Raw genomic sequence first — 14908 nt, forward strand, 5'->3', positions numbered from 1 at the left:
GGTCGAAGAGCAAGAGGAGCCGGTCTATCGCATGCTTACTCCGTTCCGGTGGCGGATCCTTGGCATTCTGCGCAGGCTATCGGTGAGACGCGACCGACGATCTACGCCAAGCTCAGGCTACGAAACGATGCGAAAATCGGCGTCCTCCCCCGAAAGCCACGGTGGCGTCGTCGTCAGGTTCGCGCTCCCGAGCAATTGGCAGATTGTGAGGCTTCGGCAAGGTGTAGCGACGCATTCGCCGGCATTTCAAGTATCCGAGCCCGGCGGCACTTCGCCGATCGGCCCCACGGCGTCGCCGGCCCCCCTCGAAAATTTGATTGCCCCACTCAAATTGTATAATCTTCAACGCCTCGTGCGGCGTAAGCATCGCACGCATTGATGTTCCGGGGAAGACATTCGGAGTCCTCTGATGGGAAGTGCAAACGCGGCTCGGCGCCACGCCCAACAATTGAACCCTTCGCTGGCAAAGTGTGCGCGATTGTCGTCTGCCGGCGCGGCGGTGGATGCCCCGTTGGAACAGCGAAACCGGGCGGTGGTCAAGGTGGCCTAACGACATCGGCGAGCGGCAGCGCCCGCCGTCCGACTACCTCGCGGTACTTGTAGCGAACTGGTTATCGAACCCAATCGAGAAAGGAATTCCGATGTCGCACGAATCCTCCGCGGCTTCCCAGGCTGTCCGTCTCGGCGCAGAAGATGGCCAAGACGAGGTCGCTACCCAACTCCGAAGGCACCTCGATGAAGACTTTCATGCGATTGTGCGAGAAGCATTCCAGCTTTGGTGCGGCGGCGGCCGGTTTCAAATCGTGAAGGACTTTCAGGGCGGCCATAGCGGCGCCGCCGTGCTGAAAGTGGATCTCTCCTACGAGCCGGGTACGGAGGGAGAATTGCCCGGCGGCGGCTATATCCTGAAGGTTTATCGACACAAGCCTTCCTCGGAAGACGCCACTGAGCGTAAGCGGCACGACGAGGCGACCGGACTAACGCACGGCGATGCCATCCGCATCCCACAACTCATGCGTGAGCATTCCGCCGAGGACGAGGGCCGGACGAGAAGCGTGCTGCTCTATCAGATTGCCGGCGAAAGCTCGACGCGACTAACGACACTTCAGAACGCCGCCCATCAACTCCACGAGTTCAGCGGAGGGCTTGCGCTTGGGATCCTCAGGCAATGGGCGCGTGGGGCTGGAACTGCGATGAGCGGCCGCGAATTGCTCGAGGCCTGGCTGAAGAGCCTCGATCGTAGCTCGCGACCCAATGTTCACAAACTGATCGAGGGCGTGTTCGCCGGCAAAGCGCAGATGTACGCCGCCGGCAAATCTCTCGTCAATCCGCTTTGGCTCTACGCCCAATGCGGCGAAGAAAACGATCGGGAGGTGCACTTTCCTGGGTTTCTGCACGGTGACCTGCACCTCGAAAACGTGCTGGTTGAACGCAAGAGCGAAGACGATCCGCCGTTCTGGCTTATAGACTTCGCGCTTGCGAGGAACGAGGCTCCGATTGGTTTCGACCAGAGCTACTTGGAGGTCTCGTTGATACTTTGCTGCCTGCGTGATCCCACTCCAGAGCAGGTCGCCAATTTGTGCGACGCGGTCGAGCAGGCGCCGGGCAAGGAGCGCGTCCCCCACGACAATCGCGGCCTGCTGGAGATGCTACGCGGCGTCCGCGACGCCATCGCGCGGTGGCACGAAGAGTCAGCCTTGGGACGTTCGGACGAGGTCCGGCGGCAGTTTGTCCTGTCCCGCGTGGCCGCTGGACTCAACTGGGCCGACAAGGACGGCATGTCTGAAAGCAATCGCCTCGTGGCGCTGTACTACGCCGCATGGAACGCGCGTCGCTACGTGGAAGAATTCATTCCGCAAGTGTGGCAGCGGCTGCAGGATGGTGACACCGCGGTCCACGACGTGCAAACAAGCGCCGATGAAGCGGATCTATGGCAGCGCATTTGGAACGCCACAAGCGGCTTCGACAGCAGGCAGACCCGGTTCGTGTTGATAGCCGACCGCCAACTGCCATCCGAGCAACTCCGCAGCATCGGCTTGCTGCCGTGGTCGGCAGTGATCGACCTTGATGCGGAAAGCGATGAGTCGGGGCTGCATCGCTCGGCCGTCGACACGTTGAGGCGCCGCCGGGCGGTGCGAGAGTTCAGCCTGGCCGGAGAGCTTATCGACTTCGACCGCGGTACTGCTTGGATGATGGCGGCCGGCTGGAAGAGGCGCGGCGAGGCTGTCCCCTCACTCGACGATTGGCGCGTCACGCATCGGAGGAACGTCCGCGGATTTCTGGAACGCTTCCGCGATTCGGTCGGCTCGATGCAGACCGTCGTGGTCATCTTGCCGCGTCTCGACGACGGAAGCGCCGACGACCGTGAGAGGCTCGACCTGCTTGCAGACGTGGTGAACGAGGCTTTCGGCAAATCGGCGTCCGTGATTCAACTTGGGGCGCACAAGCCGCTCTCGCCCCTCGTTGTCGAGCATATTCCGCTGCAGGGTTCGCTGTTCCTGCGCAATATCGCGGACATGTTTGGTAGCGAGCGTGCCTCCGAGAACGTATCGCTACCCAGCATCGAGGACGGCGACGTCGAGATCTCGATGGAGAGTCTCCGTGAGTTTGAAGAGGATCTGGAACTCCTGCATTCGCGATTGCTCAGCGATCCGGAAGGACTCCCGGAAGAAGGCGATTCAGAGTTCTGGCGCGGCAGCCCGCCCACGTGGCACGACATTAACGCCAATTTCGACGTGCCACGCGACGCGGAGGCGTCGATTGAGAAGCAACTCCGCGCGGCGCTTACCGACCGTCGCATCTACACAGTGGAACTGCGGCACCAACCAGGCTCGGGCGGCACGACTCTTGCCCACCGTTTGGCGTGGAATCTGCGGAGAGAACACCCCGTCGCCATCTTACGCAAGCGATCCCAATACACCGCAGATCTGATCGGGAAGCTGTTCCACACGACCGGCCTGCCGGTACTGTTGGTCGCGGACGCTGGCACGATCACCGACGCGGAACGACTCGACCTGATGAGCGACCTGCGGGATCGAAACTGCCGCTTGGTCATGCTCTATGTGAAGCGCGTCTTCGGATCGAACGCGGAAACGGACGAGGGCAAGCGCACGCACGAGCGGAGCAGAGTCGACTTGAGCGACCCGATGTCGGAGCGTGAATCCGGCAGGTTCTTCGAAGCCTTCTCGTCGTTTACAGACGACAGCCGACGCATTTCCGAGCTCAAGAAGATAACCGACGAGAAGGACTACCGGCGGTATCGGTCTCCGTTCTTTTACGGCTTGATCACTTTCGAACGCGATTTCAAGTCCGTTCAGAATTTCGTTCGGGCCCACACGAGTCAAATCAGTCGGAATACACGCGAGGCTCTTGAGTACCTTTCGTTGCTCACACGATTCTCGAAGATCTCCGTTCACGAGAGCCTCGTCAAGCGATTGATGAATCTAAGGTCGCGCAACTTCGCATCGCTGCGCGAAGCGATCGGCGACGGGCCGTGGGGGCTGCTGCTTTCGCAGGACGGCCGAGTCAAGATCTTACACCCCGTTATTGCCGAGGAAGTCCTCCGCCACTTCTCTGAGAATGAAGACTGGCGTCTTGACCTCGCCGACCTGTCGATGCGGCTGATCGAGGACCTGGCGAATCGCGTCGGCTCGTCTGCCGAAGAAGTCATCGAACTGATTGCCCAATTGTTCATAAACCGCGAGGACGCGCCGTCGAACGCCACTGACGATCTGTCGGAGCAGCGGAAGTTCTCCGAACTAATCGACACGATCGACTTCGCCGGCAGCGAGCGACGGGCGAGCCGCGCCATGGCCGGCCAGCGCGTTCTTGAAACACTCGTTGATAATTTCGACCGTCAGTCTCACTTCTGGAATCATCTAGGGCGCCACCGGACTCACCGACTCAGCAAGAACTTCGACGTGGCCGTCGACAACCTGGATACGGCGATTCGTCTCGAACCAAATTCGTCAGTTCATCACCATCAACGCGGGTCGATCCTGAGGTACTGGATCAAGAAGGACCTGGTGGACGCCCTGCGGCGGCAGCAACGAACTAATGATCCGGACGCGGTGACGCCGGTGACCATGCTCAATTCGATCCAAGAGCGATTTGAAGACGCCCAAGCCTCATTTGCCGTCGCCCGGGACATTGCGCAGTACGAGGAGTACTCGTACGTCACGGAGATCCAGATGATCCTGGCGGTCGCCAAGATGCTCAAGCGAGCGGCCAAATCTGGATCGATGCAGGAACTTCAGTCGAAGGATAGCGTCGTCGGAGAGTGGCTAGCACAGAATATGACGACAGCCGAAGATCTCTTTCATGCCGCCCGCGAGGTGCATGGCCGCTATGACGTCCGACAGTCGTCGTACTTGCGTGGTTGCCTCCGCGACATGGATATCCTGAACGGGAACCTGCTCAAAGTAATCAAAGACTGGGAGGCGGCGTTGAGCGTCGGGGCGACCAATCCAAAGTCGCGGCGGGGTCTGGCCCACGTCTATGTGGCTAAGTCGAGCAGAGACCGCTCCAGAATGCCCCAGCGCGATGCTCGGCGCGTAACGCAACTGATTGAGAAGAACCTGAGCAACGGGGGAGATGAAGCAGACTATCGGTTGTGGTTCAATGCGTATTGCGTGCTCCCAGAGTTCGATCTTGAGCACGCGATTTATCGCTTGCAACAATGGTCGGATAGGCACGACAAGGCGCTACGTGCCAACTATTACCTGTATGTGCTTGAATTCGTCGCCTGGTTTCATGGCGAACGGCTCGACGCCGAGGAGCTGTTGGAGTACGAACATCGCATGCAGGAGGCTGCTGGCCACTTCCCGCGAATCCGCAGCTACGAATGGCTAGGATTCGAGGGCGGCTCTTGCCCGATCGTGGGTGAAGACAGCCTAGGAGACTGGGTCGACCTCAAAACCGCGCAGGAAGCCGACGCCCCACGGCGGTTTTGGTCGAGCACCTCGCCGTTACGCCGGATTAACGGTGTGATCGACCGGATGAACGGCCCGCAGTCCGGAAGAATCCTCATCGGCGATTCGGCGACGGCATTCTTTGTTCCCGGTACAAGGTTCTGGGCTTCATCGGACCGGCACAAGAAAGTGAACTTCTTCCTGGGCTTTAGCTACAACGGACTCCGCGCTTGGATGGTTGAAGAGGGCCACGTCGAGAACGGGGATCGACGGAAAGTGACTGACGATCCAGTGCGTTCGCCGCTCGGCGCCGAACTGGCGCCGCCGGCCGAGTTGATCGGCGCGGGGGCTCGCCAGGCCTTGATGACAGGCGTCCGCCAGTTTCTGCTGGACATGCTTGAGATCAGGGAGGTTCGGGACGAGCCGCTGTTGTTGACCGAAATCTGTGACCGACTTGACTCCGCACTGAACTCGGATAATACGCTCGAACGCCTGGGGTTCGGCTCGCTCGAAAGCCTAGTGGCGACGTTTCACGACCTCAGAATTGCAAGTGACGAAGGTGACGGCGCCGAGTTGCGACGCCGCGGCGGGAGCGACCGACGAGCCGACGCACCTCGGGTGACGGCCACCGGCCGAATTAGACTCATTAATGCTACGGAAAGGTTCGGTTACATCGAACCGGATCGCGGCGAGCAGGACTATCGATTCACCCCCGACGCCCTCCACGCAGCGCAGTGGGCCGATTTGCGGAAAGGTCAGCGCGTGTCGTACGTGGCGTCTCGCAACGGTCGCACTCTTCTGGCAAAGAATGTGTCCCTTAGCAGATTTGAGAGCCATCCTATTGCGCAGGTGACGCTTGATCTACGCGAGCAGGCGGCTGCATTCGTTAAAGAGCGGTTGTACCAGGCGATGATCGACCTACAAACGGTTTCGATTGCTCAGCTGGAGAACGGGCTTCGTCGCGAAGTACTTGGCGGTATGACCGTCCGCAATGCGCTTGGGTATCCGTCGCTTGAAGACTTTCTGGATCGGGCGACGCCCGACGTGCAGCTCGGCGCCAGTAAACAGGGGGATGGCTCCGTAACCGTCTTCTTGACGCCAAGGCCCAAACCTCTACCGGGCCTGGGCGAAGCGCTGATCACTGCCGCCGTTGACGACGAGTCGCCGCATGCTCAGACCGCGTTGGCCACGAAGCGATCCGTGGGCCAGCCGCTATTGAAGGACGCCTCTGCAACGAGGGCCGAGTTATTGGTCCAAGTTTGCGATGCAGCTTACGCGCTGCTCACGAGTGAGCCACATAAACCGTGGTACCTGACCGATCTCTCCCCTAAGATTCGCAGCACTTTGAAACTGTCAGGACTACCCCTGAAGAAGCAACTTGGCCGGCCGTTGAGTGCGGTGCTCAGCGCCGACGGACGTTTCGAACTGCCGACTAATGGACCTTCGGCCACGGTCCAATTAGCCGCAGGTCCCAGGACTCAATGCCATGAGAAGCGCTACGGTGGCCCTGCTCCCAAGAAGCAAGAGGCGACGGAGGTCCGCGTTCAACAGGACCGCCGGCGAGCCATTCAACTCGCAATCGAGATCGTTCAAACCGAGCCCGAAGGCCTTCTCGTTTCGAGGTTGGCCAGCCTGGTAGCTCAGGAATTTGGTCGGGAAGTTCCGCTCCGTGTGCGATTGGGAATGGGATTCACGCATCTCTTGCAGTCAGACAATCGCTTCGAGATTACTGCCGCGGGTCCGGATGCATTTGCTCGGTTGTCTACAAATCACTCCGCGGTTGTGCGATTAGATGGAGCCGGCTCGAGAGAAGTTGTCGGACCCGAGCCGACACTCGTTGATCAAGAATCTATCCCCCGCTACATTCGCAGGATCGTGCAGGACGCGGAGCCCAACGGTATCCCCATGGTAGAGTTGGGCAATATGATTCGCGGGCATCTGGCCGATAACGCCGAAGTCATCGCTCCTTTACGGCAAATCCTGGGAGGGACGTTATCCACGTACATCGAACACGAGGTACAAGGAGTGGGCATCGTCGGCGAGAAACCCCGTCAATCGGTCCGCGTTTCTTCCGTGAGACCAAAATAGGTCGCTCTCGGCGACCGATCGGCCAGGGAGATCCCACAACGACGCCAGGTGAAACGTCCTTTGAATTATTCTCAATCAACATGAGCGAGTTCAGTCATGCTTGGATACGTCGCTGGCAAGCTGTTTGAGATCGCAGGCAAAGCCGCAGTTGATTCGGGAATCGATGAGATCGTGACCAACCGGAGGTGGCTATCTCACGCCATTGGTGCGCGTACTCTTTGGGCGAATCGCTCGATTCGAGTGTCTATTGCGGAGATCTTGCGGCTTAAGTCCGGACAGAAGTATGTTCTTGTGCAGAACGCGCGGCAATCGGAACGCGTTACGCCGATCGGCGGAGTGATCCGGTGTTTTCCGAGCGGCTTGGCCCACCTGCAAGACAAGTTGCAGTACGTACCGGAGGTCTCCGGCGGGGACCGGCAGTTCGACCTGCGAGGGTTCGTCATTGGGAAGCGGTTTCCGGCCTTCTTGTCTTGGCTTTATTCCGAGCAAGGGCGGGAGCGCCAGGCACTATCTCGCGAAATTGTGGAAGAGTTAAAGGAGGTGGGAGACCACGGAATCGCGGACGCGGTAACGCGGCCCGAGTATAGGCTCGTTCGCATGGTCCACGAGGGCCCGGTTCCGGTAAAAGGCGTGGAGTATTGGCAGTATCGATTGTTCTACGTTTACGAACTTGAGAAGGAACACGCGGAGTCAAAAGGACTCGCCGATGCGATTGTCGCGGCAGCCAACAAATCGAAGGGTTTGGTATTGGTTAGCAACGGCGAAATCCAGAAAGGCCGTGCGAAGAACGGCAAGCTCGTTGGCGATTCAAGCGGCTACCTGTTTGGGTCGACGGCGGCGGGGGCTAAGCCAACGCCTTACCGATGAGCTGATGGTCAGACTTGCAGAGGCTCACTAAGGGCGCGCGGGATGAACGATCGGGCGCTCCCGAGCTTCGGCGGCCATTTGCGGCAGCTGAAAAGTCCCCGCTTCCATCCGCTTGTACGATAACGCCAAGCCGTCGCCGTGCCAGTACAATATCTTCGGCTTGTCGCGGCGGCGGTTGACGAACAGGAATAGATGACCCGAGAGGGGGCCTTGCTCCAGTACCCCGCCCACCAGGCCCTGCAGGCCGTCGAACCTTCTTCCGCATGTCAGTCGGGCCACTCGCGACGAAGAACTGCGTGCCGGCCGCAACGCTCAGCATGGCGCCGTTCTCCGAGGTGCAATCACGCCGAGCACGGAGCCCAGTTGACTCGGCCCGATGTCTGCCGGGAAGCGGAACGTGAACCCGCTGGGCGTGGTCTGCTCTAGTCGTTCGGCGCCCACCGGGTCGCGGTCGGCGGCCAAGCCACCGGGTGGCTCGACCACGCCACCCGGGATCAGCTCCACCCTCGCCGGCTCGGCGTCGCGCTGCTGGAGCGATCGTCGCTACGCATAGTACTGGCCTGCTCCCACACCTGTTCGGCACGTCGATTGCCTAGAACCTATCCCAGAACCTCATGAACTGCGCCAGAGGATGTGAGCGAAGACAAGATGGAGCAGCGATTGGTAGTTTTCGACCTTCTTTTCCCAGCGCACGAGGATGCGGCGGTAACGGTTGAGCCACGAGGCGACACGCTGGACGACCAGGCGTCGGGCCCGTTTGCCGCGCGTGCGTTTCTCGCGCTGCTCCTGCCCGCGAGACTTGAGGTGGAGCGTGTAGTGGCGGCGTTGAAGCCGAGCACGGAGGGGTCGCGAGTCGTACCCCTTGTCGAGACACAGATGCTGCCGACGGCCCGTTCGCGGAGGCGCCGCAGCGGGACGCTGTCGAGCGTCTCGAAGAGAAGCCGCTGATCGCGAGTGTTGGCCCCGCTCTCCGCCAACCCCAGAGGCGTCCCGCGGCGGTCGGTAAGGATCGACCGCTGGACCCCCAGCTCGCCACGATCAGTGGGCTTTATCCCCGCCGAGCGGCGCCTTGGTCATCGACCCGTCAACGCTGCACCACCTCAGACGCTCTGCCAGTTCCAGCTGTCACGGGGCGCTCAAACAGTACCAGCGACAGGCGCTTGAAACAGGGCCACTAAGGCGGTTTGCCGCGTAGGCTGCATTGCTTTCGTCTGAGCAATGGAACTGATCGCATGGCGAACCGATTGAAGGTGGCTAAAGTGTTGTCCATTAGTACTACAGCGCTACGTTGATCTTGTTTGCGTTTGGGCGATCGGCCATGTTGTTGGTGTCGCAGGGGGGCGACCTGGCGCAGGGCCGCTAGCATGGACGCCGATGAGATCCGCCGTTTGAAGCCGGAATTGACGAGTTACTTGCACGAATTCGACGCCTGTTTCTCGCGTCGAGATACTCGTGCGCACTTGCCAACCTACGTCGAAGGCCAACTCTCCGAACTGCCCGCGAAGAGTTGCGAGCCGATGGCGCTGGCCGCCGGAGTGGCGCCGCGGACGCTGCAAGAGTTCCTGGCCCAGCACCGCTGGGACGAAGACGCCGTGCGCCGGCGACTCCAAGAGATCGTCCTCCGAGATCATGCGGGGCCGCACTCGATCGGCCTGATCGACGAAACGAGCGACGTCAAGAAGGGGGACAAGACGCCCGGCGTGCAGCGGCAGTACTGCGGCTGCGTCGGCAAGCAGGAGAACGGCATCGTCACGGTCCACTTGGGCTACGCGACCGGCGACTTCCACGCGCTGGTCGACGGCGAGTTGTTCTTGCCGGAGAGTTGGTCGGAGGACCGCCAGCGGTGTCGGGCCGCCGGCATTCCCGAGGACATGGTCTACCGCTCCAAGTGGAAGATCGCCCTGGAGCTTTGCGATCGGGCCGCGGCCCACGGCGTGATGTTCGACTGGCTGACGTTCGACGAAGGCTACGGCGGAAAGCCGCTGTTTTTGCAGGGCTTGGACGGTCGAAAGCAACGCTTCGTCGCCGAGGTCCCGACGACGTTCTCGTGTTGGACCGACCGGCCGCGCGTGACGGAGCGACCCTTTCGCCGCGGCGGTCGCGGCCGGCCCCGCAAGGTCCCGCGGTTGGTCGCCGCAGCGAGCGCCCCGCAGAGCGTGCAAGACCTCGCCGAGAACTGGCCCGAGCTGCGCGATCAAGCGTGGACCCGGTACTACGTGAAGGACGGCGAGAAGGGGCCGCTCGTGTGGGAGGCGAAGTGAGGTGGTGCGGAATTGACGGACAGGCGAGGAGCTTAATTGGCTGGCCGTTTGATGTTCTCGAATTGGTGGGGAGAGAGGTAGCTGAGAGCGGAGTGCTTTCTTTCGAGGTTGTAGTAAGCGACGTAGTTGGCGATCTCGCCACGCGCCTCGGCATGGTCTTGGTACTCGGTCATTTCGAGTTCGGTCTTGAAGGTCCCGAAGCAAGATTCCATGAAGGCGTTGTCGTAGCAGTCTCCGGCGCGGCTCATGCTCTGACGCATCTCGGCGCGTCGCAGCACGGCCCGGTACTCGGCGCCCGCGTACTGGCCGCCCCGATCGGTGTGGTGGATCAGCCCAGCGCCCGGGCCGCGTGAGCGGATCGCCGCGGTAAGCGCCGCCAGCACGAGTTGTTCGGTCATGTCTTGGCCGAGTTCCCAGCCGACGATGCGCCGCGAAAAACGGTCCATCAGTGTCGCCAGGTAGCTGAACACCCCGCCGACGATCGGCACGTAGGTAATATCTCCCACCCATAGTTGGTTGATGCTCGTTGGCTGCTCGGCCTCCAAGAGTAGGTTGGGGCTGTAGCCCAAGCGGTGGCGGCTCTCGGTGGTGCGGGGCTTGTAGGACTTCGGCTGGATTGCCCGCAGGCCCTGCATCTCCAGTAGCTTCGCGACGCGACGCCGGCCGCACGCGTGGCCCATGTCGCTGAGCTCCGCGGCGATCCGACGCGCCCCGTAGCGGCGGCTGTGCTTCTGGAAGACCGTACGCACCAAGGGCAGCAGTTCCGAGTCCTGCTCGTCACGTGTTGTCGGCTCGGCCCGACGCCAAGCGTAGTACGCGCTGCGGCTCACGCCCAAGATGCCGCAGGCCTCCTGCACCGACGCGGCGTTGATAGCGACGATCGCTTCCATGGCGGCGTAGACCTCCGTTACTCGTTGCGGCCGAAAATAATCAACGCTTTTTTTATCGGGTATGGATGGAGTAGTTGTGTCTGTCCCAGGAACGTGGTCCGATGATGAGACCGGGTTTGGGACGGAATGTCGGACTCTAATCTAGTGACGCGACGGGCCATTCATTCCGGGGCCGGCCGAGAGGTCTTATGGGCCACGAGCCCGTTTTTTTAATTGGCCGCCCCCACGGCCCACCCGGCTGGGCTTCGAGCCCGAAGAGGTAGTTGCCGAACGGCCCGGCTCGTCCGTCACGCTTGATGAGGGCATCGCCATGAAGCGGTTCATTGGGCTCGACGTCCACAAGGCGGTCGTCGAGGTGTGCGTCATCGACGAGAAGGGGGAGCGGGTCTTTCGCCGCCGGATCGATTGCACGCGGGAGGCCTTGCTTCGGTTCGCCGAGGAGCTCACCGGCGAGGACAGCGTGGCGTTGGAAGTGACGACCAACGCTTGGGCCGTGGCAGACCTGCTCCGGCCGTTTGTCGGTCGGATTGTTGTCAGCAACCCGATGAAGACCAAGGCGATCGCCGAGGCGAAGGTCAAGACCGATAAGGTTGACGCCGAAGTGCTGGCGCAGCTCCTGCGGTGCGACTACCTGCCCAGTGTTTGGGTGCCGGATGACGTGACGAGGACGCTCCGCCAGCTCACCGGCCGGCGCGAACGGCTCGTAGCCGAGCGAACGCGTCTGAAGAACCGCATCCAGAGCGTTCTGGCCAGCATCCTTGTACCGGTTCCGGTGAAGACGCTGTTCTGCCAGGTCGGATTGCGGTGGCTGGCCGGCTGTGGCTTGCCTGCAGAACTACGAGCGCTCGTCGAATCGGACCTGCGGCTGATCGCTGTTGTCGATCAGGAGATCGATGCCTTGGAGGCGACGCTCCGCCAACAGGCGTGGGGCCTGCCGCGCGTCCGGCTGCTGATGACGGTCCCGGGGATGGACTACTGCGTCGCTCTTTCGCTGATCGCCGCCCTGGGAGACTTGTCTCGGTTCGAGGACGGTGAGCACGCCGCCAGCTACCTGGGCCTAACACCCTCGGTCAAGCAGTCGGCGGCCACATGCCACTATGGTCCGATCACGAAGCGCGGGAACTCCCACGCTCGGTGGTTGCTTACCCAGGCGGCCCAGAATATGGCCCGGCAGCCGGGTCCGCTGGGGGTCTTCTTCCGCCGACTCGCGAAACGGAAGTGCTGGAATGTGGCGGTCTGCGCGACCGCTCGGAAGCTGGTCGGCGTCGCATGGCTGATGCTCAAGAACAACGAGCCCTACCGCTACGCGAACCCGACGACCACCCAGAGGAAACTCTCTCGCCTCCGGGTCGCCGTGACCGGCGAGCTGCGGAAGCCTGAGCACAAAGGCCGTCGACCGGGGGTCAAGAACGGCGCCAACCCTCCTTCCCGCTTGGAACCGTCGCTGCAGCGCGTATGCGAGCAGGAAGGGTTGCCGCCGGTTCACGGATTCGAGCAGCTGCCGGCCGGCGAACAACAGGTGCTGCGGACGCTGGGCGTCATCGACTTCGTCCAGCAGATCAACCAAGATCGGCGGTCACCGCGAAAATCTCCCACTCGTGCCAGGAACTAAGCGATCACCTTCCAGCAACACAAATCAATGATCGGAGCGACGCTCGCAATGCATCTGGCGGACGGCTACGCCGGCAATCTTTTGGCGTTCACGCAGACCAGGGGTGCTCATTGCCGCCCCCTGGACCCCTGGCTAACCACTTCTCCTGTTCTGCGCTGCCGCGTTGAGCTTCACTCCGTCGTGGAGACGTCCTGTCCGAATCTCAATCCCGACCGTGACAACACCTTGCCGAGGAGTTGACCGATCCAGAGGTAACACGTCCCGCTCACGCTCGACCCGACGCAGCTCGACCTCTAGCTCACGGACACGCGTTTCCAAGGCGCCCGCCACAGGTCCGCTCTCGGCGAGCTGCTCACGCTTCCAGCGGTACAGCACGTTAGCGTGCGACACCCCCAGGCGCTCGGCGACCGAACCGGCCGTGTGACCGTCCAGCAGCATCTGCACCGCTTCCTGCTTGAACTCCGGCGTGAATACGCGGCGTCCCGGCTTCGTCGGCTGTGGCTTCTTGCGTGGCATGGCGGCGATCCTTTCGCCAGACATTCTAAGCTCCTCACCTGTCCGTCAATTCCGCACCACCTCAAAGCACGCCCGCATCGTCATGAAGAACGACGACGGGTTGCCGGGGATCGAACTCCACCTGCTCGTCGCCCGCAACGCATTGAACCACGATGAGGTGAAGTATTTCATCAGCAACGCCCCGTCCGACACGACCATCGAGACGTTGTTGCTGGTTGCGTTCTCGCGGTGGCGCGTCGAACGGTGCTTCCGCGACCAGAAGCAGGAGATCGGACTCGATCAGTGGGAGGGCCGCTGTTACCTCGGTCTCAAACGCCACTTGATCCTGTCGTGCGTCAGCTACTTGTTCCTGGCCCGCTGTCGTGAACGGCTGCGGGGGAAAAAATCCGGAGGTCACGGTCTGCCAAGTCCACGCCGCCGTCGGCGCGCTGCTGCCGAGTTGGCAGCGTAACGGCCGGGCCTCGCCGACGCTCATCGAGCACACCGCCAACGTCATCCAGCACTGGCAACAACGCAACGCCGCCGCGCGGGCCTCCCACCGGAAGCGAACCCTGAAAAAACTGCGGAGAAACGGCATCATTCTCAAAGGCCTGATACGCTGCAGATGGACGTGACCTAGCGCTGTAGTGTTAGGACGTTACAGTTGCAAGGCCGGTCGCAGCGGCGGATCGCTCGGGAGCTGGGGATTAGTCGTGGCGCCGTTGCACGTCAGTTGCTGGCGGGCTCCGGGCCGACGCTCCAGAGCGACGGGCCGGAGGGTTCAAACAGGGCCAAAGCGCCTCCCGGGTCGGAGGCTGCCGAAGCCCCCCCAAACAGGGCCAAAGCGCCCCCCGGGTCGCGGAGTCTGTGCGACCCGTTCCGCGGCTTGGTGCTTGCCAAGCTTGAGCAAGGCTTAGCGGCCCAGCGGATCTTCCAAGACCTGGTCGCCGAGCACGGATTTACCGGCAAGTACCACAGCGTACGCCGGTTCGTAGCCAAGCTCAGCCAGAACACGCCGCTGCCGTTTCGGCGGATGGAAGTCGCCCCTGGCCAAGAAGCCCAGATCGACTTTGGCACCGGGGCGCCGATCGTCGCGGCGGACGGCAGTCGCCGTCGGACGCATGTCTTGCGAGTCGTGCTGAGCCATTCGCGCAAGGCGTATAGCGAGGTCGTCTATCGGCAGACTACCGACGATCTGATCCATTGTTTGGAGAACGCGTTTTGGCATTTTGGCGGCGTGCCCAAGACGCTGGTCCCTGACAATCTCAAAGCGGCCGTGCTGAAGGCCGATTGGTACGACCCCGATCTCAATCCGAAGCTACGCAGCTTCTGCGAGCACTACGGCGCCGCGCTCTTGCCGACCAAGCCACGCATGCCGCGTCACAAGGGCAAGGTCGAACGAGGGGTGGCCTATGTCCAGGAGAACGCGCTGAAGGGGCTTACGTTCAGCAGCCTGCGTGAGCAGAACGATCACCTGCTGCACTGGGAAACCACGGTTGCCGACACGCGGATTCACGGCACGACGCAGCAGCAAGTGCTGAAGCACTTCCGTGAGGTGGAACGCCCCACGCTGGGGGCGTTGCCGCGCGAGCGCTTCCCTTGCTTCCAGGAAGGTCAACGCATTGTCAGTCGCGACGGGCACATCGCGGTCGCCAAGTCGTACTACAGCGTGCCGCCAGAGTACTTGGGACGCACGCTATGGGTGCGGTGGGATTCCCACTTGGTCCGCGTTCTCACTAAACTACCACCGGCTGAAGCCGGTGGGTTTGGATTCGGACTGAAGTC

At 61.7% G+C, this 14908-nt stretch carries 7 protein-coding genes and 3 pseudogenes; 6 read left to right on the plus strand and 4 right to left on the minus strand.

Features of this window, described 5'->3' with window-relative positions:
- Positions 1 to 641 precede the first annotated feature (641 nt).
- Both Pla175_RS13600 and Pla175_RS13605 read left to right on the plus strand, forming a co-directional pair.
- Positions 642 to 6998 carry a P-loop NTPase gene (locus tag Pla175_RS13600; protein ID WP_197526807.1) on the plus strand — a complete coding sequence of 2119 codons (6357 nt, stop codon included), beginning with the start codon at positions 642 to 644 and terminating at the stop codon, positions 6996 to 6998.
- 96 nt (positions 6999 to 7094) lie between these two features.
- Complete coding sequence (locus Pla175_RS13605; RefSeq protein WP_145285760.1) at positions 7095 to 7865, plus strand: SMODS-associated NUDIX domain-containing protein; 771 nt, start codon at positions 7095 to 7097, stop codon at positions 7863 to 7865.
- 27 nt (positions 7866 to 7892) lie between these two features.
- Here Pla175_RS13605 and tnpB read toward each other — a convergent pair whose 3' ends face one another.
- Together tnpB and Pla175_RS27125 are read right to left on the minus strand one after the other, a co-directional pair.
- On the minus strand, positions 7893 to 8144 hold the full coding sequence (tnpB, locus tag Pla175_RS27120) for an IS66 family insertion sequence element accessory protein TnpB (protein ID WP_197526808.1): 252 nt from the start codon (positions 8142 to 8144) through the stop codon (positions 7893 to 7895).
- Between the two features lie 333 nt (positions 8145 to 8477).
- A complete protein-coding gene (locus Pla175_RS27125; RefSeq protein ID WP_145292098.1) occupies positions 8478 to 8741 on the minus strand; it encodes a transposase in 264 nt (87 codons plus the stop codon).
- A gap of 488 nt (positions 8742 to 9229) precedes the next feature.
- On the opposite strand from Pla175_RS27125, the pseudogene Pla175_RS13620 reads away from it, so the two are divergent.
- Positions 9230 to 10123, plus strand: a pseudogene (locus Pla175_RS13620) (IS701 family transposase); the annotation flags it as partial.
- A 35-nt stretch (positions 10124 to 10158) separates the two neighbouring features.
- On the opposite strand, the gene Pla175_RS13625 reads toward Pla175_RS13620, so the two are convergent.
- Positions 10159 to 11157: an IS3 family transposase gene (locus Pla175_RS13625; protein ID WP_145285771.1), complete on the minus strand. Its 999-nt coding sequence runs from the start codon at positions 11155 to 11157 to the stop codon at positions 10159 to 10161.
- Between the two features lie 169 nt (positions 11158 to 11326).
- Between Pla175_RS13625 and Pla175_RS13630 the strand changes: the two genes are divergently transcribed.
- Positions 11327 to 12628: an IS110 family RNA-guided transposase gene (locus tag Pla175_RS13630; RefSeq protein ID WP_145285775.1), complete on the plus strand. Its 1302-nt coding sequence runs from the start codon at positions 11327 to 11329 to the stop codon at positions 12626 to 12628.
- 132 nt (positions 12629 to 12760) lie between these two features.
- On the opposite strand, the gene Pla175_RS26550 is transcribed toward Pla175_RS13630, so the two are convergent.
- Positions 12761 to 13144 (minus strand): transposase, encoded by a 384-nt coding sequence (locus Pla175_RS26550; RefSeq protein WP_231953892.1) that lies wholly within the window; start codon positions 13142 to 13144, stop codon positions 12761 to 12763.
- 61 nt (positions 13145 to 13205) lie between these two features.
- On the opposite strand from Pla175_RS26550, the pseudogene Pla175_RS26020 reads away from it, so the two are divergent.
- Positions 13206 to 13595 (plus strand): annotated as a pseudogene (locus tag Pla175_RS26020) (IS701 family transposase); the annotation flags it as partial.
- A 192-nt stretch (positions 13596 to 13787) separates the two neighbouring features.
- Positions 13788 to 14849 (plus strand): annotated as a pseudogene (gene istA, locus Pla175_RS26555) (IS21 family transposase); the annotation flags it as partial.
- Positions 14850 to 14908: the final 59 nt, after the last annotated feature.

This window comes from Pirellulimonas nuda, assembly GCF_007750855.1.
Classification (GTDB): domain Bacteria; phylum Planctomycetota; class Planctomycetia; order Pirellulales; family Lacipirellulaceae; genus Pirellulimonas; species Pirellulimonas nuda.

Coding starts and splice junctions, on each gene's coding strand:
- Pla175_RS13600 (WP_197526807.1), top strand. CDS start 642: ATGTCGCACGAATCCTCCGCGGCTTCCCAGGCTGTCCGTCTCGGCGCA.
- Pla175_RS13605 (WP_145285760.1), top strand. CDS start 7,095: ATGCTTGGATACGTCGCTGGCAAGCTGTTTGAGATCGCAGGCAAAGCC.
- Pla175_RS13630 (WP_145285775.1), top strand. CDS start 11,327: ATGAAGCGGTTCATTGGGCTCGACGTCCACAAGGCGGTCGTCGAGGTG.
- Pla175_RS26550 (WP_231953892.1), bottom strand. CDS start 13,144: ATGCCACGCAAGAAGCCACAGCCGACGAAGCCGGGACGCCGCGTATTC.